Annotated in this window: 17 protein-coding genes, 1 pseudogene and 1 other annotated feature; of the genes and pseudogenes, 11 read left to right on the plus strand and 7 right to left on the minus strand. The window is 61.8% G+C overall.

Annotated elements, in window-relative coordinates; all coding sequences use genetic code 11:
* A pseudogene (locus F4U94_RS17910) lies at window positions 1-792 on the minus strand (IS3 family transposase); the annotation flags it as partial.
* Window positions 397-511: a sequence feature (AL1L pseudoknot), on the minus strand. (Overlaps the previous pseudogene by 115 nt.)
* Window positions 793-897: 105 nt before the next feature.
* Window positions 898-1,791, minus strand: a complete 894-nt coding sequence (gene bla / locus F4U94_RS17915; protein WP_232016179.1) for a subclass B3 metallo-beta-lactamase — start codon at window positions 1,789-1,791, stop codon at window positions 898-900.
* 133 nt (window positions 1,792-1,924) lie between these two features.
* Here bla and F4U94_RS17920 point away from each other — a divergent pair, with 133 nt between their 5' ends.
* Window positions 1,925-2,815: a LysR family transcriptional regulator gene (locus tag F4U94_RS17920; protein ID WP_120253519.1), complete on the plus strand. Its 891-nt coding sequence runs from the start codon at window positions 1,925-1,927 to the stop codon at window positions 2,813-2,815.
* A gap of 760 nt (window positions 2,816-3,575) precedes the next feature.
* On the opposite strand, the gene F4U94_RS17930 is transcribed toward F4U94_RS17920, so the two are convergent.
* Complete coding sequence (locus F4U94_RS17930; protein WP_170271958.1) at window positions 3,576-5,681, minus strand: TonB-dependent siderophore receptor; 2,106 nt, start codon at window positions 5,679-5,681, stop codon at window positions 3,576-3,578.
* A 68-nt stretch (window positions 5,682-5,749) separates the two neighbouring features.
* Here F4U94_RS17930 and F4U94_RS17935 point away from each other — a divergent pair, with 68 nt between their 5' ends.
* The 6 genes from F4U94_RS17935 to F4U94_RS17960 all read left to right on the plus strand — a co-directional run bounded on the left by F4U94_RS17935 (window position 5,750) and on the right by F4U94_RS17960 (window position 11,163).
* Window positions 5,750-6,997 carry a GTP-binding protein gene (locus F4U94_RS17935; protein WP_120252883.1) on the plus strand — a complete coding sequence of 416 codons (1,248 nt, stop codon included), beginning with the start codon at window positions 5,750-5,752 and terminating at the stop codon, window positions 6,995-6,997.
* Window positions 6,994-7,611 carry a DUF1826 domain-containing protein gene (locus F4U94_RS17940; RefSeq protein WP_170271959.1) on the plus strand — a complete coding sequence of 206 codons (618 nt, stop codon included), beginning with the start codon at window positions 6,994-6,996 and terminating at the stop codon, window positions 7,609-7,611. The genes F4U94_RS17935 and F4U94_RS17940 overlap by 4 nt, the downstream gene beginning before the upstream one ends.
* A 380-nt stretch (window positions 7,612-7,991) precedes the next feature.
* Complete coding sequence (locus F4U94_RS17945; protein ID WP_120252881.1) at window positions 7,992-9,020, plus strand: alpha/beta hydrolase; 1,029 nt, start codon at window positions 7,992-7,994, stop codon at window positions 9,018-9,020.
* 15 nt (window positions 9,021-9,035) lie between these two features.
* Complete coding sequence (locus tag F4U94_RS17950; RefSeq protein WP_120252880.1) at window positions 9,036-10,229, plus strand: alpha/beta hydrolase; 1,194 nt, start codon at window positions 9,036-9,038, stop codon at window positions 10,227-10,229.
* Complete coding sequence (locus F4U94_RS17955; protein WP_170271960.1) at window positions 10,226-10,654, plus strand: carboxymuconolactone decarboxylase family protein; 429 nt, start codon at window positions 10,226-10,228, stop codon at window positions 10,652-10,654. Before F4U94_RS17950 ends, F4U94_RS17955 begins: the two co-directional genes overlap by 4 nt.
* The gene (locus tag F4U94_RS17960; RefSeq protein WP_232016178.1) at window positions 10,654-11,163 is read left to right on the plus strand and encodes a (R)-mandelonitrile lyase; all 510 of its coding nucleotides are present in this window, start codon (window positions 10,654-10,656) and stop codon (window positions 11,161-11,163) included. Before F4U94_RS17955 ends, F4U94_RS17960 begins: the two co-directional genes overlap by 1 nt.
* Here the strand turns inward: F4U94_RS17960 and F4U94_RS17965 are convergent.
* Window positions 11,151-12,044, minus strand: coding sequence for a LysR family transcriptional regulator (locus F4U94_RS17965; protein WP_120252879.1), 894 nt, complete (start codon window positions 12,042-12,044; stop codon window positions 11,151-11,153). The two genes, F4U94_RS17960 and F4U94_RS17965, sit on opposite strands and share 13 nt — an antisense overlap.
* A gap of 208 nt (window positions 12,045-12,252) precedes the next feature.
* Between F4U94_RS17965 and F4U94_RS17970 the strand changes: the two genes are divergently transcribed.
* Both F4U94_RS17970 and F4U94_RS17975 read left to right on the plus strand, forming a co-directional pair.
* Window positions 12,253-13,623 (plus strand): MFS transporter, encoded by a 1,371-nt coding sequence (locus F4U94_RS17970; RefSeq protein WP_249042083.1) that lies wholly within the window; start codon window positions 12,253-12,255, stop codon window positions 13,621-13,623.
* 198 nt (window positions 13,624-13,821) lie between these two features.
* Complete coding sequence (locus F4U94_RS17975; RefSeq protein WP_145986294.1) at window positions 13,822-14,187, plus strand: hypothetical protein; 366 nt, start codon at window positions 13,822-13,824, stop codon at window positions 14,185-14,187.
* A 125-nt stretch (window positions 14,188-14,312) separates the two neighbouring features.
* On the opposite strand, the gene F4U94_RS17980 is transcribed toward F4U94_RS17975, so the two are convergent.
* Together F4U94_RS17980 and F4U94_RS17985 are read right to left on the minus strand one after the other, a co-directional pair.
* Window positions 14,313-16,697, minus strand: coding sequence for a DUF3772 domain-containing protein (locus F4U94_RS17980; RefSeq protein ID WP_120252877.1), 2,385 nt, complete (start codon window positions 16,695-16,697; stop codon window positions 14,313-14,315).
* 408 nt (window positions 16,698-17,105) lie between these two features.
* Complete coding sequence (locus F4U94_RS17985; RefSeq protein WP_120253516.1) at window positions 17,106-17,999, minus strand: LysR family transcriptional regulator; 894 nt, start codon at window positions 17,997-17,999, stop codon at window positions 17,106-17,108.
* Between the two features lie 147 nt (window positions 18,000-18,146).
* Between F4U94_RS17985 and F4U94_RS17990 the strand changes: the two genes are divergently transcribed.
* Entirely contained in the window at window positions 18,147-18,797 is a 651-nt protein-coding gene (locus F4U94_RS17990) for a hydrolase (RefSeq protein WP_120252876.1), read from the plus strand.
* Between the two features lie 66 nt (window positions 18,798-18,863).
* Here F4U94_RS17990 and F4U94_RS17995 read toward each other — a convergent pair whose 3' ends face one another.
* The gene (locus F4U94_RS17995) at window positions 18,864-19,616 is read right to left on the minus strand and encodes an SDR family NAD(P)-dependent oxidoreductase (protein WP_120252875.1); all 753 of its coding nucleotides are present in this window, start codon (window positions 19,614-19,616) and stop codon (window positions 18,864-18,866) included.
* A gap of 115 nt (window positions 19,617-19,731) precedes the next feature.
* Here F4U94_RS17995 and F4U94_RS18000 point away from each other — a divergent pair, with 115 nt between their 5' ends.
* Window positions 19,732-20,064 (plus strand): LysR family transcriptional regulator, encoded by a 333-nt coding sequence (locus F4U94_RS18000; protein WP_232016170.1) that lies wholly within the window; start codon window positions 19,732-19,734, stop codon window positions 20,062-20,064.
* The last annotated feature ends 31 nt before the right edge of the window (window positions 20,065-20,095 follow it).

Below are 20,095 nucleotides of genomic sequence, written 5' to 3' on the forward strand. Positions count from 1 at the left end.
AAGCATCAATCACGAAGGCGACATAGACGAAGCCTGCCCAAGTATGCACGTAGGTGAAATCGACGACCCACAGGGCGTTTGGCCGGCTGACGCGAAATGCCCGATTGACCTTGTCCAGCGGACACGGTGCCTTCGGGTTGCTGATGGTGGTGATCGTCTTCTTCCCACGATGGACGCCTGCCAGCCCCATGGCGCGCATTAATCGTTCCACCGTGCATTTCGCCACCATGATGCCTTCACGCCGCATCTGGTGCCAGACCTTGCGTGTGCCATAGAGACCGAAGCTGGCCTCATGGACCCGCTTGATCTGCTCCCTGATCTCGTCATCACGCTGCGCACGTGCTGGACGCCTGCCGGGATCGGCACGACGCGCGGCGTGTTCATGGTAGGAGGATGGGGCGATCGCCAGTTCCCGGCAGATCGGCTCGATACCCAAATCCTCGCGATGGACGTCGATGAACGCCATCATCATCTCCCGGGGCGGTCGAGCTCCGCCATCGCAAAATACGCAGATGCCTTGCGCAAAATCTCGTTGGCCCGGCGTAGTTCCTTCACTTCGCGCTCCAGCAATCTCAGGCGTTCCCGGTCATCCGCCGCCAGCGCCGCTGGCCCCGCTCGTCGGCTCGCCTCTTCGCGGCACCACCGGCGCAGCGTCTCCAGCGAGCAGCCGATCTTCGCCGCGATCGACTTCATCACTTCCCATTCCGAGCCGTACTCGGCCCGCTGCTCCACCACCATACGAACCGCCCGCTCGCGGACTTCAGGTGAAAATTTGTTGGTTGTCTTGCTCATAACGGATGCTCCTTCTCACAAGTTGGAGCCTCCTGGAAACCCGGGGCGCTTCAGCCCCTCTAGGCTGCCGCTTTAGGCTCGCGTAAAGCCTAGAGCAGATCACGCCTACTTCGCTGTCGAGTTACGTTCAGCTTCAAGTCGGTTCGCGAGCAGTCCCCGGGACCGCTCGACGTATGTGCGGCATGCGCCAAGCCTATCGTTGTATCGTCCTTCGCCCGCATTATCGGGGTGCGCGGAAATAAGGATGTCGCATGGCAGTTCACCCATAAGCTTGTAGCTCGCCGTGAAGCCTCTGACGATCGGGGCGCTTGACGGTGCGGAGTAGCGGTAGTCTCCGGCGGATACAGGGTTGAGGCTGGAAGCGAAGACGATCGCCTTGCACACTTGAACCTCGCACGACCGCCAGCTCCAGCTCATGCTGCCCATGGTATGCCCTGGCGTCGCGTGGGCGGCTATCGCGGTGTGGCCGAGCTGTATCACTTCGCCGTCCTCGACCACTCGGATCTGCGTTACGCGCGGCCAGACGCCACCATAAGCAAACTGCGGGTCGTCCTCCAGAAGCGCTCCAGCCCGCAAGCCGTCAGCCCCCCGGGCGCTCGCGATCACCGTCGCGCCGGTGTCACGGGCAAGCGCCGCTAGGCCGCCGCTATGGTCATAATGCGGCTCGGTGCTCAGTATGAATTTGATGTCTTTAGGGTCGAACCCTAAGCTGCGTACATTGTCCAATATCTCCGGGGCCGCTTGCGGCAGCGCGCCGTCAATTAGCACCAGCCCTGCACCAGTATCGATCAGCGCGACACTCAAGCCGGCGAACCCCATGAGATAACTGCCACCAAAGATTTTTTCGGGTGGCAAAGGCGCGAGCCATTTCTCCGCTCTTTTCAGCTCCATCGGTCTGGTCAGGGGGTCGTCTTCTACATGCAGTGCTGAATCGCGGGCTGCGCCCGCGACCACCGGGGCCCGCGCCTCCTGCGCATTGCACCCAGCCATGACGCTCATGCTCGCAAGCCACGCCCCGACTGTTATTGGTTTAATCATTTTCCTTCCTTTCATCCCCTGAATGCCAATCGGCCGAGCGCGCGACAAAGTATGAATTATCGACAAAGCCATGAGAATATTTGATGGGTGGGTTATGGACCGTGCCCAACTCCCACTTAACGCGCTGCGGGCCTTCGAGGCGGCTGCACGCCATCTCAACTTCACCCGCGCTGCGATCGAGCTTTGCGTCAGCCAAGGCGCGGTCAGTCATCAGGTCACGCAGTTGGAACGCCGCTTGGGCGCTCGCCTCTTCCACCGACTACCGCGTGGTCTCGCGCTCACTGACGAAGGTCATGTGCTTGTTCCTGTGCTCGCCGAGATGTTTGATCGTGTAGCCGAAACGCTCGACCAGTACGGCGAGGGCCGCTTCCGGGACCCCCTCAAGGTCGGCGTCGTTGGCACCTTCGCAACGGGTTGGTTGCTTCCGAGGCTAGACATCTTCGCCCGCGCTCATCCATCGATTGATCTGCGCATCTCGACCAACAACAACCGCGTTGACCTGGTCGCCGAAGCGCTGGATTTCGCGATCCGTTTCGGCGACGGTGCGTGGCACGGCACACATGCCGAACCGCTGCTGAGAGCATCCATGACTCCGGTCTGCGCTCCAGCCATTGCAGTGCGGCTCAAATCGCCCGTCGATCTCGTCCACGAGCGGCTGTTGCGCTCGTATCGCCCTGATGAATGGGCGTTATGGTTCGCCGCCGCCGGTGTACCCACCCCGATTCTTCGCGGCCCCATTTTCGATAGTGCAGCGCTGATGGGATCCGCCGCCGCCGCCGGTCTCGGAGTAGCGCTGGTTCCGGCGGAGATGCTCACTCGCGAGCTCGCGTCAGAATTGCTCGTCCAACCATTCCCGATCGAGGTTGATGTGGGCCGCTACTGGCTTACTCGTCTGATATCGCGTCCCGAAAATGCAGCAATGCGGCACTTTCGCGATTGGCTTGTGGCGGAGATGGGCAGTGCCTCCGTCCAATCTTCATCGTAGGTCTGCGATCCACCTATCTTCGGTCGCACCGGGCCGAGCATGGCCTTCCCGAAAGCCAACTTGCGGCTTTGGCGCAATGCGGCCAAGATCTGTCATTCAACAACCGGCCCAGTTGCGGCCGCGATCTTTGTCGGGCGGATTGTGCGCTGATTGTCAGGTATGACGATAGATCTGCCGTTGAGCCCACGTGCTGGAACGACGGCAAAGTCCCACTTGCCGCCTACCTATGTCGACCCATTGTCGCCGCTCAGGCACCAATTTCGCGTTCTCAGGTCCGGACCGTCCGGTAACCTCATCGGCCAGTCGTTGCAGTGCGGCCGTGCGGTCAACCTCCAGGAACAGCCAGTTGGGCGGGGTCCTTTCAAGGCCGGTGGCCGCGAGAGGGAACTGTCTGCATGCCTTCGTGGCTTTGGCGACAGCTGCTTTCAGCGCAGGCGCTGCGGATGCAGGGTATTGCGTCAGGTAGAGCGTGACATGTGCCAGACGGCCTTGGGTATGGAACGTGGTCATCCCCCGGGCGGCGAGATCGATGCTCGCCTTTTCCACTCCCTCAACGATGGATGGCGAGGGAAATGCAGGGTTGGTTATTTAGCAGCGCGTTTGGTCAGCCTGCAAATCCAGCGGGCGTTTCCGGGGGCGACCCTTCAGGACAGTTCAGCCCCCATCCGCATCTTTGGATGTCGAAGGTTCGTTAGACCCACTACCTGATTGGCGCTTTGTCCGCCCAGATCACTCAGAACGGACAAGGCGTTGGCTGGTCTCAATAACTGGCGCGAACCGTGAGCAGAATGTTTCGCGGCTCGCCATAGTTGTTATACGTGTTGATCGAGCCGACGCGGACATAATAGATCCTGTCGAACAGGTTGTTCGCGCTCACGAAGGCATGCAGGTGCTCGTTGAAACGGAAGCCCAACTGCGCGTTGGCGACCGCAAAGGCGCCCTGCTCGCGTACCCCTGCAACACCGGCGCCGACAACGCCACTTTGTGCGTTGAGGCCGACCGCAGCGAAAGCACCGCCCAGCACTTCAGGCTCGTAACGCACATAGGCCTTGAACTGGTGGCGCGGCGTGAAGATATCGAACACGGCGCCCTGCTGGCTGGCTGGCGCCACCGCATATTCGGTCTTCACGTTGGTATAGCCCAGCGTCAGCTCCAGCCCCGCAATCGGACTGCCGGTCGCTTCGAATTCGAGCCCCGCGATCTTCACTTCGCCTGCCGCGACGTAGAACCCGGGCGCGGTCACGTCTTCCAGCAGACGGTTCTTGTCCTTGCTGCGAAACACGGCAGCGGTGGCATTCAGCCTGCCGTCGAGGAAGCGCCCCTTGAGACCGAGTTCATACTGCTGCCCCACACGCGGATCTAGCACGGTGCCGTCCTTGCGCAGCGCCGTCTGCGGATTGAAGATGTCAGCATAGCTACCATAGAGCGTGACGTTCTCGGCAAGGCGCAGCACCGCGCCGACGCTGGGGGTGAACTGCCCGCGCTCCTTAGACGTCACGCGAAACTGGGTGACAGGCGACGGTGCGATCCCGCGGGTGCGGTTGGTATAGTCGCTGATCCGGCCACCGAGCACGATCGTCAGCGGCTCCAGCGGACGCAGGCGCAACTGCGCGTGAAAGCCCGATTGCCGCAGATCCGTCTCGCTTCCCGAGGTGAAGACACGGGCAGGTTGCGGAACGGCGTCAGCATCGAAAATCGAGAACCGCCCCGCCACCGTCTGGGATCTCGACAGAAACTCAGTCGTGCGCTTGTCGAAGCTGTAGCCGACGGTCAGATCATGCTGGCGTCCGAACAGGGTGAAGGGGCCAGTCGCATAGGCGTCCAACGCCTCCTTGCCGTTCTCACCCTCGCTGCGGCGGTTCACATAAGTGGCCGTAAGCGTCGCAGGGTCGACGCCGGTGCCAGGCTGGATGAAGGCGTCCATCCACGATCGCGGAATGTCGCGCTTCAACGCGCGCACAACGACCGACCAGTCCCCCACGCGCTGCTGCACTTCGGCGGCATATTCCACCGTCTTCTCGGTGAAGATGTTCCAGTCCGGCAGGTGCTGGAAGCTGCGCGGAAAGTTCAGGAAGCTCTGGTTGGAAAAGGCCGGCTGCCCGTTCATCGGGGTGTTAGCCTTGTTGTCTTGGTACGAAATCGAGGCGCCGATCGTCGTGCTGGGCGTCAGGTCGTAATCCAAGGCGCCATAGGCGATCATCTTGCGGGTGTGCGACTTCGCCTGGAAGAAATCGCGATCGGTCAGGCTGGCCACCGCGCGCACGCGCAGCCGCCCGGCTGCATCCACTGGGCCGCCTATGTCGAACTCGCCGCGATAGTTGTCCCACGAACTGACCGACAGGGCGCCGGAGACCGCCACCTTGTCCTGTCCGCGCTTGCGAATGAGGTTGATCGTGCCGCCTGGCGAACCCGACCCCCGAAACAGGCCTGTCGGTCCACGCTGCAATTCAAGGCGCTCGTAGATCACCAGATCAAATTCGGGCACGCCGGACGAGAACGTCGAGGGGATGCCATCATAGGCGTAGTCCAGCACGAAACCCCGCGCACGATAGTCCGGGTTGGAGCCATCGAACGGCATCACCGTGATGCCGGTCACCTGCTGCAGCGCTTCGCCGATCGTGAAGAAGTTGCGATCCTCCATCTGCTCGCGCGTCACCACGCTCACCGATTGCGGGATTTCCAGAAGGTCGGCGGGCGCCTTCCCCGCCACCGTCGCCTTCTTAGGCGCGTAACTGTCATCTTCGCGAATCGCAGTAACCGTGATCTCGCCGCGATGGGCGGATGCCCGGTCTTCGGTTTCGGCGAACGCGGGCATGGCGAACAAAGGCGCGCCCAGCAGGGCCGCCGTCAAAGGCAGTCGGATCAAATTTACCCCCTTTTTCAAAATTAGATTGTTACGGTATATCATCTCTATAAATTAACAAGAGGCTGACCATGACCTTCCCGCAGAACATCGTCCCGGCCGCCGATGGCCGCCTGCCCGTCACCCTGCTCTCGGGTTTTCTGGGCGCGGGCAAGACGACGCTGCTCAACCACATCCTCGCCTATCGCGAAGGCCTGCGCGTGGCAGTGATCGTGAACGACATGTCCGAGGTGAACATCGATGCCGATCTTGTCCGCGGTGGCGGGGCAGCGTTGTCTCGCTCCGAGGAAGCGCTGGTGGAAATGACCAGCGGCTGCATCTGCTGCACGCTGCGCGATGATCTGCTGCAGGAAGTACGCATACTGGCCGAGGCGGGCCGGTTTGACTACCTCGTGATCGAAAGCACCGGCATTTCCGAACCTCTGCCCGTCGCCAGCACCTTCTCTTTCCGTGACGAAGCCGGGCATTGCCTGGGCGATGTGGCGCGGCTCGACACGATGGTCACTGTGGTCGATGCGATCAATCTGTTGACGGATTACTCTAGCCAGGACTTCCTGGCAGATCGCGGCAAGGCGCTTGGCGATGAAGACTCGCGTAGCCTCGTGGGCCTGCTGGTGGAGCAGATCGAGTTCGCCAACGTGGTGATCGTCAACAAGGCTTCATCTGTCGAGCCGGAGCACCTCACGGTCGTGAAAAAGCTGGTCGCCAGCCTGAATGCCGATGCGACAATCATCACCTGCGACCACGGCAAGGTGCCGCTGACGCAGATCCTCACCACCGGCACTTTCGACGAGGAGAAGGCGGCGCAGCACCCGCTCTGGGCCAAGAAACTCTACGGCTATGCCAGCCACACGCCCGAGACCGAAGAATACGGCATCGAGAGCTTCGTCTACCGCGCCCGCCGTCCGTTCGATCCAGCCAAGTTCCACGCCTTCCTGACGACAGACGGCCTTGACGCAGTGGTGCGCGCCAAGGGTCACTTCTGGCTGGCGACCCGGCCCGACTGGGTGGGCGAACTCGCCGTCGCCGGATCACAGACCATTACCTCACGCATGGGGCGCTGGTGGGCGAGCATCCCCAAGCATCAGTGGCCGGAAGACAACCGCTTCGAGAGCTTCGTCGCTTCGCACTGGACGACGCCATGGGGCGATCGACGGCAGGAACTGGTATTCATCGGCATCGGAATGGACGAGACGCGCATCCGCGCCCGGCTGGATGCGTGCCTCGTGCCTGGCGATACCTTCGCACCTGCGCAATGGCTGAATATCCGCGATCCGTTCCCGGCCTGGGGCGAGCAGGCAATGGAGGCGGCACAGTGAGCATCGCGGCACTTGAACGCACCCGCGCCGCGTGGATTGCCGACGAGGCCCCCACGGTGCTTGAGTGCATCCATGACAGGCATGTCCAACTCGCCTTGTGGCAGCGCCACCGCTCGCCTGCCCTCGACTGGCTCGACAGCCTGGATTTCGACGAGATCGACGATGTGCAGAAGAACTTGGCAGTGGAAAGCTTGGCATCTTGCCTTCCCGGTGCTCTGATCGAAGCGGGCTATCCCGATGGGCCGCATACCGCATTGAGCCAGGAGATCAGTGACCTTGCCCACCGTTACGCCCAGGTCATGGAAGTCGGTTCCATCCGAATGCGGCTTGAGATCGTCGAGACCGACGCCTGCCGCAAGTTCCACATGGACAATGTCAAGGCCCGCCTGCTGATGCCGCTCACTGAGCCAGGCCCCCAGTGGATCGAGGCAGACATGCGGTTCGACCACCAGGTCAACCACCTGCGCGCGGGAGACGTCGGCTTGTTCAAGGGGCGGATCTGGGCCGAAACCCCGGCGATTCTCCATCGCTCGCCGCCAATCGCAGGAACCGGCGTCTCGCGCCTCCTCCTCGTATTCGATCTGGCCTCGCCGGCGCTTACTCCAGAAACCTGATTACGCAGATGCATAGGTTCGGTGCCGACCCTTATGAGACACTCAGAGCTCAAATCTTGATCCCTAGGTGCGGAAGGTCCGATATCTCGGCAGGTGTCGATCAACTCAGGCCATTCCCCACTGGCCAGATGGATGGGGGCATTTGAGACTATGCGGACGTTGTGTCTGTCAGCGATTATTTCGGGCAGCGGATCGAGGCGCTCGCAAAGGCTGGGAAGGCGCGCCGCCTTGGCGCCGTTTAATTAGCCCAGCTTATCGCGTCATGCATATTTGGCCGTCTAATCGCAAAGACCCTGCCACGCTAATCTCCGCTTGGAAACAGGAGGACGGCCATAGTGCTATTCAAGTCATTGCTACCTGCCTTAGCGGTAACCGCGGTAATGCTGGTATCTCCTGCACTTGGTACCGAGAGGAAGGAGAAACCTCTCGTCATTGTGGAGCAAGGAAGTCTTGCAGCCGGCGGGACGGTCCAGAAGACGCCCGGCAAATATACCAACAACGCCCCGACCTCCCAGGGCCAGAGCCTGCACGGTGATCATCTCTACGCTTTTTACCAAGTCCCCGAGAAACCGCGCCGCTTACCCATCGTAATGCTTCACGGTGCCTATCAGTCTGGGCGTAGCTGGGAAACGACACCGGATGGGCGCGAGGGCTTCCAGACCCTGTTCTTGCGCCGGCATTTCACGACCTACATCGTCGACCAGCCCCGACGTGGCCGCGCGGGCAACAGCACCGTTGCCGCCACGATCGACCCGGCGCCAAACGACCAGTTGTTATTCGATCAGTTCCGTCTTGGTGCCTGGCCCGATTTTTTCAACGGCGTGCAGTTTGATCGCGATCCCGAGGCGCTGGATCAGTTCTTCCGGTCGGTAACGCCCAACACCGGTCCTTACGATGCCAGCGTCGTTTCCTCGGCGATGACTGCGCTGTTCGAGCGCACTGGCCCTGCGATCCTGTTCACGCATTCGCAGGGCGGCGAACCCGGCTGGCTGACAGCGATCCACAGCACCAATGTCAGGGCTATTATTGCCTTCGAGCCGGGTAGTGGCTTCGTGTTTCCCATCGGTGAAGTGCCGACAGACATGCCAAGCGCTGCTGGGACGCTCAAGGCCGTCGAAGTCCCGCCGAACGACTTCGCCCGGCTTACCCGGCTTCCGATCGTCATCTATTACGGGGACAATATCCCAACGGAACCGTCGGCAGAACGCGGCAAGGACAACTGGCGCGTGCGCCTGGCAATGGCGAAGCTGTGGGTCGCCGCCATCAACCGACATGGGGGTGATGCCCAATTGGTGCATCTCCCTGAGATCGGCATCCGCGGAAACACCCACTTCATGATGTCGGACCTCAACAACGGCGCCATCGCCGATCACGTCTCTCGCTTCCTCGCCGAGAAGCACCTTGACTGAGCAGGATTTCCCGAAATGCCCGACCAATTTTCAAATCGCAGCAGGCGCGAGTTTCTTGGAACCTCGGCGCTGTTTCTCGCAACTACAATGACTGGAGTAGCGCCCATGAGCCAAGCCGCCACGCAGCCCACGGCCAAGCCGCTGAACTATCGCGATAATCCCTTCACACTGGTTTATGACGGCGCGCTCACGAAGAATGAGTCCGGCAAGGTGAATATCCATCCCTCCAGCTACAAGCTGCACGGGCTCAACATCGTCGCCAACGTCTACACGCCGGCGGGATATGACCCGGCCAAGTCCTATGCAGCGATCGTGGTCGCTCATCCCAATGGCGGGGTGAAGGAACAGACCGCCGGCCTCTATGCGCAGCATTTGGCCGATCGCGGCTTTATCGCGATCACCATGGATGCTGCCTATCAAGGCGGCAGCGGCGGCGTCCCACGCAGCGTCGACAAGCCGACCAACCGCGTCGAGGACATCCATGGCGCCGCAGATTTCATCGCGCGTTTCCCCGGCGTCGATGCCGATCGCCTTGGGCTCTACGGCATATGCGGCGGCGGCGGATACTCGCTGGCAGCGGCCAAGACGGACAAGCGTTTCAAGGCGGTCGCGACCTTGAGCATGTTCAATTCCGGACGCGTGCGCCGAAATGGGTTCCACGACACGCAGATCGCGACGATCCAGGAGCGTCTCGCGCAGGCTTCTGCTGCGCGCGCGCAGGAAGCGAAAGGCGGGGCGGTCCTATACTCCGGCGATGCGGACCTTACCGACGCCCAGATCGCTGCGCTGCCCTTTGATCTCTATCGCGACGGCTATCACTATTACTGGCGCACCAATGCGCATCCGGGCTCGACCTTCAAGTACACCACTAGCAGCCTCATGGACCTGATGCGCTGGGACGCGACCGACGAAATCGCCCTGATCGACGTTCCGCTGCTGATGATAGCCGGTAGCGAAGCCGATACCCTTTATCTGACCGAGGATGCCTTTCCGAAGGCAACTGGCACCAAAGACAAGGAATTATTCAAGATCCCAGGTGCGCGGCATATCGAGACCTATTGGGTGCCCGAATATGTCGAGATTGCTCTTGGAAAGCTGGTGCCGTTCTTTTCGCGCACATTGGGCGCCCGAAGTAGCACAAGCCTGGCCGCCGGTGTCTCGGCACAGGGTGCAGTCGAAGTTTCACGAAGCATAGGATTACCGCTATGAACATGATCATGCGCAGCCTGATTCTCCTGTCAGGCATAATGCTCGGCTCCGCTATGCCGGCTCCGGTGCAGGCCCAAACGGCCACCAAAGATGCCGCCGGCCAGCCTTCGCGCGCCCAGCAGCTGATGGGTGACATCGACCCCAAGCTGGCTCAGCTCACTGACGAAGTCCTGCTCGGTGATGTGTGGGAACGACCCGGCCTGCCCAAACGCGACCGCAGCCTCATCACCGTCGCCGCACTGATCGCGCTCAATCGCCCCGAGCAGCTGCGATCGCACATGCAGCTTGCGCGCCGCAACGGGGTCACCGAAACCGAGATCGTAGAGGCAATCACTCAACTTGCCTTCTACGCAGGTTGGCCAAACGCGATCACCGCCGTGGGCGTCGCCCGTGAAGTGTTCCACCCTAAGAGCCAGGCCGAGTGATGCGCCGCGCAACCAAGGCTGCCATGGCTATTGGCGTCGCCTGTTTGCCGTTGCCCGCTGTGGCAGTCGACGGTAAAGCTTCCACCCCAGGCGTCTCGGTGATCCGAGAAGGCTCCACCGAGAAATCGACCGGTGCGGCCGCCAATTTCTCCGGAACTGCACGAGTAGAGGGCCGCTTCCAGCGCGAAGCGCCCGCGCGTATCGGCGGCGGGACCGTCACCTTCGCTCCTGGCGCGCATACCGCATGGCACACCCATCCGCTCGGCCAGACCCTCGTTGTCACGCGTGGCCGCGGCTATGTGCAGCAGTGGGGACAACCGGCCGAACGGTTCGGCCCGGGCGACGTTGTCTGGATTGGACCCGGCATCAAGCATTGGCACGGGGCTGGCCCGGACGAAGCGATGACCCACGTCGCGCTGGCGGAGAGCAGCAAAGGGCAATCCGTGACATGGGGTGAGCTTGTCAGCGATGCGCAATACACGGCCGCAGTCCGTAATCAGCCACGATAGCGCAGGGTCTCCACGAACAGCGCGAAGGCCGGGGATGTGTGGCGGCGACTGGGGTAATAGAGGTGGTAACCGGCGAAAGGGCCGCACCAGTCTTCCATCACCCGGACCAGTTCGCCGCGTTCGATATAGGACAGCACCAGATCCTCCGGGAGATAGGTAAGGCCCAATCCGTCTAGGGCCGAGTTCAATCGGAGGCTGATATTGTTGAAGACCAGCTGCCCATCGATCCGGACGTTGACCTCATGCCCGTCTTTGTCGAGATCCCACGGGAAGATGCCGCCATAGGTTGGCAGTCGGATCCCGATGCAATTGTGCCCGGTCAGATCTTGCGGCGATCGAGGCACGGGATAGCGCGCGAAATAGTCGGGCGATCCGACAACGGCCATGCGCAGGTCAGGACCGATGCGCACCGCGATCATGTCCTTGGCCACCTGGTCGCCCAAGCGCACGCCTGCATCAAAGCCCTGGGCGACGATATCGATCAGGCCATGATCAACGACGATCTCAACGCTGACGTCCGGATTGTCGGGCAACAGCTTACGCAGAGCCGGTTGCAGGACGGAAATAGCCGCATGCTCTCCTGCGTTTATGCGGATCTTACCTGACGGCTTGTCGCGCAGTTGGCTAAGCGAGGCCAGTTCCTGCGCGATCTCCTCAAAACGTGGCGCCACCGTGTCGAACAGACGGTGACCCGCCTCGGTCGGTGAAACGCTGCGAGTCGTGCGGGTAAGCAAGCGCAGGCCCAGTCGTTCTTCCAGGCTTCGGATCGTCTGGCTGAGCGCCGACTGCGAAACACCCAGCTGAGCCGCCGCACGCGTGAAGCTGCGCTCGCGCGCGACCATCACGAAGGCGGTCAGCTCGTTATAGTTTTCGCCCGCCATTGATTAGATCACCTTATAGCGACATGCCGATTATAGCGCCTAATCGCATTTCGATGCTGGGGCTATATCCAAAGCGACAATTTCCTTGCGCTGCCTGTGCCCCATTTGCCGGACAGCCTGACCAGAGCTTCGGACACACCTCGCCATGATGCAGCGCGTTCACCCTTCCGGCGAGTCTCACAAAAGCGCCATATTGGCGATCATACTCATGAGCTATGTGATGATCGTCCTCGATATCTCGATCGTGCTTACCGGCCTTCCCAAAATCCACGAACAACTCGGCTTCAGCGAGGCCAATCTCGCCTGGGTCCAAAGCGCCTATACGCTGACGTTCGGGGGCTTCATGTTGCTGGGTGCCCGTGCCGGAGACATTCTCGGGCGTCGGCGAATGTTCGTAACAGGTCTTGCCATCTTCACGATGGCGTCGCTGGCGATCGGTGCGTCGCCGTCGGCCACATGGATGCTGTCGTGGCGTGCGATCCAGGGCTTTGGCGCTGCCGTGCTGGCGCCTTCGACCCTCGCGCTGCTGCAGACCAATTTCGCCGAAGGCCATGAGCGCACCCGCGCAGTTTCCTATTATGCGGCGGCAGCAGGCGCCTCGGCCACGGTCGGGCTGGTCCTTGGCGGTGTCCTGGCCGAATGGGTGTCCTGGCGCGCCGGTTTTTATGTCAACCTGCCGGTCGGCATCGGCCTGATCATCGCGGCCTATCGCTACATTGAGGAGACCCCCAAGCATACGGGTCTTTTCGACCTGCTCGGAGCGCTGACATCCACGCTGGGCATCGGCGGTCTGGTCTTCGGCTTCATCCGGTCGGCACAGAGCGGGTGGAGTGATCCAATCACGATCATGTCCATTGCCGGAGCTGCCGTGCTCATCGTGCTGTTCGTCATGATCGAGCGGCGTGCCGTCCAACCGATCCTGCCGCTCGACCTGTTCTCCAGCCGGGTGCGTTCGGGCGCTTATGCCGCACGGGTGCTTTATCTTGGCGCCATGGTCGGGTTCTTCTTTTTCACGACCCTCTACCTGCAGACCGTGAAGGGCTACGGCCCGGCAAAAGGTGGTCTCGCGTTCATCCCGGCAACCATCCTCCATGTGCCGCTCGCGATCGCATTTCCCCGACTGGTCAAGACGTACAGCGCCAACCGCCTGATGGTCGTGGGCATCGTCATGGGCATTGCGGGCATGGCGTGGCTCAGCTTTGCAAACGCAGGTTCGCCCTACATCACCGCAGTCGCGCTGCCGATGCTGCTGATTGGCGTGAGCCAAGGCCTGACCCTTAGCCCGCTGACGTCCGCTGGCGTCGCCGGCGTAGCCCATGCAAATGCCGGCGCTGCTTCGGGCGCCGTCAACGTCGCGCACCAAATTGGCAGTTCGGTGGGCCTCAGTATCCTGATCGCAGTTGCCGGCGTCGCAAGCGCCGGCCTTCAGGGCCAAGCCTTTGCCGTCAGGCGCATTGACACCGCGTTCGACACTGGGACGGTGATGCTGATTCTCGCCTTGCTAGTGGTGCTCACCACGATCGTCGCCGCGGACAAAGTTTCACAAAACAGACCCTGGGGTGCCACCGACGCCGCTTGAACGAAAGGCATATCCCATGTCCCAGTCCGTCCCCCACGTCACGCTCAACAACGTGATACGTTGTAGGCTTGTTCCATGAATGGGATGAATCGTCCATGCTCCTTTTCACTGGCCTATCGATAGGCTTTGCCGCTATCCGCGCCCTCACCTTGCCCGTTTCGGCCGCGAATCCGGCGGCCAGCGTATTAGGCAAATAGCGTGCCCCGTTGGCTGGGGGTGGTCGTATCGGCCTGCTGGAGCGGCCTGCCCTTCTTCACGGCAACCGACGCCATTCCGGCGATCGCGGACGGCCTCTTTCGCATGGAGGAGACGGAGGCTGGCGAGACGGATGGAGAAATGATCCGCATCAGCCACCAACCCGACGAGAGCCTGCGCGTCGATGGCGGAGATCATCCGATGCGCGCGCTGACGGTTCCGGTCGACAGCAGCCGTCTCGGCCTGTTCATCCTGCAATTGCAGAAGCTGGACCCGGCCGATGCCGACCGCGCGCCCAAGGCGAGGTACATGCTGCTACATCCCGGATCGGCATCCTGCCCTACGACGGAGCAACGGGCGCGCTCGTAAACCGGCAAGGCGGATCCGCCGCGCGCGATCCGCAATCGGCGGCCAGTTGCACCTTCCCCGACTGCGCGCTGCTCCGCCGACAGATGCTGGCCATCGCCGGCCAGCCCCAGCACGACCGGATTCTATTAATGAAGGTCAGCGACTGAACCTCCGTCCGCGCGGCCCATGTTGATCAGTTCCATGCGCTGCGGCACCGTGCCGATCTCGATCCCTTCCTCGCGAAACCGGCGCAGCAGGACGGTGAACACATTGCTTCGGGCGCCGTAAGCCGCCCGCGGGCTGGCGACATGGGCGAAGCTGTTGAAGAAGATGCGCCCGTCCGCAATCGAATCAATGAACAGGGAATAGGCCGGCTCCGCCAGCACCGCCGGTTCATCGGCATAGGTTGCCAGCACGATGTCCCGCACCTTGTCCGCATCCGTTTCGATCGGCACCGAAAACTGGATCTGCATCCGGCCTAACGGACTTGCCAGCGTTTTGTTGAGCACCGTCTTGGTGATCAGTTCGGAATTGGGCACGATCAGGGTCGAATGATCGGGCAGCTGGATCTCGGTCGATCGCACGCTAATCCGCTTCACATCGCCCTCATCCTGCCCGACCCGCACCAGATCGCCGATCTTGATCGGCCGTTCGGCGAGCAGGATTAGGCCCGACACGAAATTCTGCGTTATCGCCTGAAGGCCAAATCCGATGCCGACGGACAGGGCCGACAGCAGGATGGCAATGCGCTCTATTCCGATGCCGAGTGAAGCCAGCCCCCAGATCACCGCCAGCGCAATGCCGACATAGCGGGCGACGAGGCTCACCGAATTGCGACCGCTGCCATCCAAGTCGGTGACCGGCAGATAGCGCCGCTCCAGCCAGCGCATGAAGCCGCGCACCAGGGCCAGGCCGATCAACAGCACCAACATCCCACGCAAGATGGCTCCGGGCGAGATGGCGACGCCGCCGACCTCGAAGCCCTGCGCCAGCGCGCCGAGGCGGCTGAACAGGCTGGCGACATTTCCTGCGCCAAAAGGCGATAGCAGCAGTGAGAAGCCAAGCAGCAGCACCGCCAGCCGTAACAGGCCCGACAGCAGCACGCCGAACTGCTCGACCGCGCTCCCGCGCAGGCCAAGGCTGCGGACCAGCGCCATGCCGAAGCGGCTGGACCGGTCGAATATCGTCGTCGCCAGATCGTCGATCGCCGCCGTCAGCAGATAGACCGCCGAACCAAGTACCGTTGCCCAGCTCATCATCTGCAACAGGAAGAGGCTGAGAGTGAAATAGCCGAGCAGCAGGCAAACCGTCGCCACCGCGACCACAATCCATGCCACAAGGCTAATGAGACCGCTGACGCTCTCGTTACGATTGGCGTCATCCCCCTCCATCTTCGCCGCCCGCAGCCGCGCAACCGTGACGAGAACTGCGCTGACCAGCAGGATGTGGAGCAGGGCGAAGATCCCCTGGGTCGCTTCCTGCGCCGCCTTGCCCACGCCGGCCGACGCGTTGAACTGCGCATAGATCACGCCGAGGAAAGCCAGCACCGCCAGCAACAGGCTGTAGGGGCGCAGCTTCGTTGCGCCATTATCGCTGATCGCCGCGATCCGCCAGGACGGGCGGCTGCGCATCAGCAGCGCGCCGAGCACGGAGAAGGTGAAGCCGCTAAAGGCACAGCCGCCGACGAATGCGCCGAGCAACGGCTCCCACCGATCCGCGACCAGACCGGACCAGCGCAACCCCTGCGCGATCGACAGGGCAGCCAGCAACGGAGCGATTGTGCCGACCGCCACCCGCCACAACGCGTAGGTGGAACGCCGCACTCGCCGTCCCGGCACGCCTTCGGTCAGCATCCGCTGCCCCATATGCCGCGCAGCGACCTGTCCCGGCCCAACGATCAGCACGGCCAGCAGCAGACCCGCCAGCGCATGCCATGGCCGATGATCGCGCAGTTGCTCTGCGGCCTGCGTCCGGCCCGTCTCCAGAAAAGCGGTCACGCGCCGCATGTCGCGGGGGAAGGCATGGGCAAGCCCGGACCAGAAGCCGGGCGACAAGGGCGATGGCGAACGGGTCGATATTTTCTCGCTGAACTGCTCCGCCTCGCTCCGTTCGATCTCGTCGGCCAGTTGCTGCGCCTCGACACCGATCAGGTTGCCGCGCTTGATCGCCGAATCGATTGTGGATCGCTGCCGCGTCAGGGCCGCACGCTGCCGCTTGATGTCGGGTGCTTCGCTACTATCCGCCGCAACGGTGCCCAGACCCGTCAACTTGGCATCGAGCAGGGCCAGTTGATCCTGCAAGTCGCCGGCGGCATCCGACGCGGTCGTTTTGGCCGCCTGTATTTTTGCCAGCAACAGCTTGCGATCGCTGGCATCCATCCGTGTGTCGAGACTCTGATCGACCGAGCGCACATCCTTTTCCGCCTGTGCCAGCCGGATTGCCGCATCAGTGGCCGGGTCCGCCTGCGCATGCGCCGGGCCAGCCAGACCAAGGCTCAGGGCCAGCAGCATGACCATCATCAGGGCATGCATATGCCGTATCGAATCAATTGCCTGATCGTGTCGGAACAAAGGCCACCCATTTTATACGCGACGTTGCCGCCCTCTCTATGGCCGACAGGGGTTCAGGTCCACAGCTTGCAGACGGAAATCAGGTCAGACGCGGCGCGATGTGAAACCCGCTGGCCGTATTGCGGAAAGCGCGTGTCCCAATCTTAGCAAATGGCGAAACGTACCGACCTGTCCGCAAGGTCTGAGCCCTAGTCGCTGCTCATCGCATCAGTTAAATCCTGTTGGAACGATAACCGGCGGCCAAATCCCAATGGGGGAAGATCCCGGCCACGAGGCGACACATTTTAATTTTAGACGCTCAGATATTCATTTCTATTTTCGACAAGCAGACAGTGTGCTTTTCAATCTTCCTGACGCGAAGCGCAGCAGTCAGCGTTCGCTTGCCGCGACCAGGCTGAAGTGGCCGTAGCATTCGATCAGCATGTCCGTGAGCACGCGGATCTTGCGGGCCGGATTTTGCCCCGGAGGTCGAATGACATAGATGCCAAGGTCTGGCGGCGGATAATCCGGCATAACCGGAATGAGCGCCCCGGACGCCAGATGGCCGCTGATCAGTTCTTCTGGAACGCCCGCAAGGCCTATTCCGGCAAGAGCCGCGGCCACTAGCGCAACGGCATTGTCCGCCTTGAACCGCCCTTGTGGCTTCATCGATATGACCTTGTCGCTATCCATGGCCATCCAGGTTTCGGTCCCCTGCATGACTACCTCATGGGTCACGAACTCCTCCGGCGTTTTCGGTGCGCCATGCTTGCGGATATAGTCCGGGCTTGCGACATATTTCGCTGTTGTCGACCCGACGCGCCGCGCAAGCAGGGAGGAATCCGTCAGATGACCGACCCTGATCGCGCAGTCGAAGCCTTCCGCGATCAGATCGACAAAGCGGTCGGTATAGCTGGCCTGGACCTGCAATTGTGGATGACGCTGCGCCAACGCCGCCAGAACCGGCGCGAAATGGGTCGGGCCGAAGGACAACGGAGCGGCTATGCGCAACCGGCCGCGAAGTGCGCCGGCAGGTAAGATAGTCTCCCTGGCAATGTCGATTTCAGCGCAAACCCTGGCTGCATGATCGCGAAAGATTGCGCCCGCTTCCGTGAGGGCCGCACCTCTGGTGGTCCGGGCGAGAAGCTGAATGCCGAGATCCTGCTCCAGGCGCGCCAACCTCCGACTGACAATCGATTTGGAGACGCCGAGACGGCGTGCTGCCGACGTGACACCGCCCGCATCAGCGACTTCGACAAAAGTCCGCAATTCCTCGATGTCCACCGCAAGCGTTCCCAAAAGTGCGACACAGTGTGCCATCATCCGGCGCTACCGTATCACAAACAGGAAGGGCAATGTCCACCCGGCAGCGCAACATGCTGCGTGTCGTCCGCCAACCACCCATGACCACATGGTAGCAGAGGAACAATCATGACCTTTCGCAACGGCCTCGATTCCCTTCTTCGTCCCGAAGATTCGGTCCTCGTCCTGATCGACCACCAGCCCTATCAACTGGCCAATCTGAACAGCCATGATCCGCAAGCGGTGGTGAATAACACGACCGCGCTGGCGAAGCTGGCCAAGGCATTCAAGGTTCCGACCATCCTGACCAGCGTGATCGCCGACCGCGGCGGCCAGCTATTCAAACAGGTCACCGACGTGTTTCCCGGCCAGGAAGTAATCGACCGCACTTTCATTAACACCTGGGAGGACAAGCCAACCGTCGATGCCGTCAGGGCGACTGGCCGCAAGCAACTGATCATCGCCGGGCTGTGGACGGAAGTGTGCGTCGCGATGCCGGCTATCCAGGCGGTCGGCGAAGGCTGGGACGTGACGGTCGTGACGGACGCGTCGGGTGGCACCACGCTCGAAGCCCATGAGGTCGCCATTCAGCGCATGATCGCGGCGGGCGTGAACATGATGACCTGGATCGCTGTCGGATCCGAATGGCAGCGTGATTGGGCACGCCTCGAGACGGCTGCGCTGCTTCCCGAAATCCTTATCGACCACTGCGGCGGCAGTGGCATTGCCTATATGTGGGAACAGCAACTGCTTAACACGCCGTTTGTCGCGGCCGAGTAATATATCACACGTCATCGCCCCGGATGGCGCCGCCGCAAAGGCGGGTGCCATCCGGGGCGGCCTTACTCAGATCTGAACCTGACCACCATCCACGAAGAGTTCAACGCCGTTGACGAAGCTCGCCTCGTCGGAGGCCAGGAACAGCACGGCCTTGGCGATCTCCTCGGGCTGGCCGACCCGACCGGCCGGGATCAGACCAGCCAGATAGTCCTTCGCCCCCTGGGCCTGCTCGCCGCCGCCGAACAGGTGGTTCAGGCCTTCGGTATCGGTGACGCCGGGGCTGATCGCGTTCACCCGGATATGGCGATCCTTGAGGTCCAAGATCCAGTTGCGGGCGAAGTTGCGCACCGCCGCCTTTGTTGCCGAATAGACGCTGAAGGCGGGCGTGCCGGAGATGCTGGTGGTGGAGCTGGTGAGGATCACCGAAGCGCCGTCCTTCAAAAGCGGCAACGCCTTCTGCACGGTGAACAGAACGCCCTTCACATTGGTGTCGAACGTGCTTTGATAATGGTCTTCAGTGATCGAGCCGAGGGGGGCCATCTCTCCACCGCCAGCATTGGCAAAGATCACGTCGATCTGGGCATGCTGCTGCTGGACGGCATCATAGAGCCGGTCGATGTCGGCGAGACTGGACATGTCCCCGCGCACGCCGGTGACCCTACCTTCGATCTGCTTCAGCGCCGCGTCCAACGTCTCCTGCCGACGGCCGGTGATGAACACCGACGCGCCCTGCGCTGCAAAAGCCTTTGCCGTGGCGAGGCCGATGCCGCTCGTGCCGCCGGTCACCACCACCACCTTCTTGTCGAACTTGTCCGTCATCGTCTGTCTCCTTTGAGTTGGCGGCGAAGCGCCGCTGCCCCTTTCAAATGAGACAAGAACGATGATGCTTGTAGACGGCAAATATGGCACCTAGCGTTCCATTGGAGGAACGCTGGTGAAGATTGATCTCAACGACTATGCTTATTTCGCGGAGGTCGTGACCCATGGCGGCTTTGCGGCGGCCGGTCGTGCGCTGCGTGAGCCCAAGTCGAAACTCAGCCGACGCATCGCCGGGCTGGAAGAGCGCTTGGGCCTGCGCCTCATCGAACGGTCGAGCCGCCGCTTTCGCGTGACTGATACCGGACAGGCCTTCTATGAACGATGCCGCGCCATGCTGGCCGAGGCAGAGCAGGCCGAGGCGCTGGTCATGCAGGCACAGGCCGAACCGCATGGTCGTATCCGTGTCCGCCGTCAGCACCAATGGCACAGATTTGAGGTTGTGATCTAAGGAGGATCTGGGCTTCGTCGTAGTGACGAAG

The sequence above is a fragment of the Sphingobium limneticum genome, assembly GCF_008710155.1.
Classification (GTDB): domain Bacteria; phylum Pseudomonadota; class Alphaproteobacteria; order Sphingomonadales; family Sphingomonadaceae; genus Sphingobium; species Sphingobium limneticum.

Excerpts from the sequence above, each read along its gene's own strand:
- F4U94_RS17960 (WP_232016178.1), top strand. The coding sequence starts at position 10,654 with ATGCGCCGCGCAACCAAGGCTGCCATGGCTATTGGCGTCGCCTGTTTG.
- F4U94_RS17950 (WP_120252880.1), top strand. The coding sequence starts at position 9,036 with ATGCCCGACCAATTTTCAAATCGCAGCAGGCGCGAGTTTCTTGGAACC.
- F4U94_RS17995 (WP_120252875.1), bottom strand. The coding sequence starts at position 19,616 with ATGACGGACAAGTTCGACAAGAAGGTGGTGGTGGTGACCGGCGGCACG.
- F4U94_RS17935 (WP_120252883.1), top strand. The coding sequence starts at position 5,750 with ATGACCTTCCCGCAGAACATCGTCCCGGCCGCCGATGGCCGCCTGCCC.
- F4U94_RS17980 (WP_120252877.1), bottom strand. The coding sequence starts at position 16,697 with ATGCATGCCCTGATGATGGTCATGCTGCTGGCCCTGAGCCTTGGTCTG.
- F4U94_RS17965 (WP_120252879.1), bottom strand. The coding sequence starts at position 12,044 with ATGGCGGGCGAAAACTATAACGAGCTGACCGCCTTCGTGATGGTCGCG.
- F4U94_RS17970 (WP_249042083.1), top strand. The coding sequence starts at position 12,253 with ATGAGCTATGTGATGATCGTCCTCGATATCTCGATCGTGCTTACCGGC.
- bla (WP_232016179.1), bottom strand. The coding sequence starts at position 1,791 with ATGAGCGTCATGGCTGGGTGCAATGCGCAGGAGGCGCGGGCCCCGGTG.
- F4U94_RS17920 (WP_120253519.1), top strand. The coding sequence starts at position 1,925 with ATGGACCGTGCCCAACTCCCACTTAACGCGCTGCGGGCCTTCGAGGCG.
- F4U94_RS17955 (WP_170271960.1), top strand. The coding sequence starts at position 10,226 with ATGAACATGATCATGCGCAGCCTGATTCTCCTGTCAGGCATAATGCTC.
- F4U94_RS17990 (WP_120252876.1), top strand. The coding sequence starts at position 18,147 with ATGACCTTTCGCAACGGCCTCGATTCCCTTCTTCGTCCCGAAGATTCG.
- F4U94_RS17945 (WP_120252881.1), top strand. The coding sequence starts at position 7,992 with ATGCTGGTATCTCCTGCACTTGGTACCGAGAGGAAGGAGAAACCTCTC.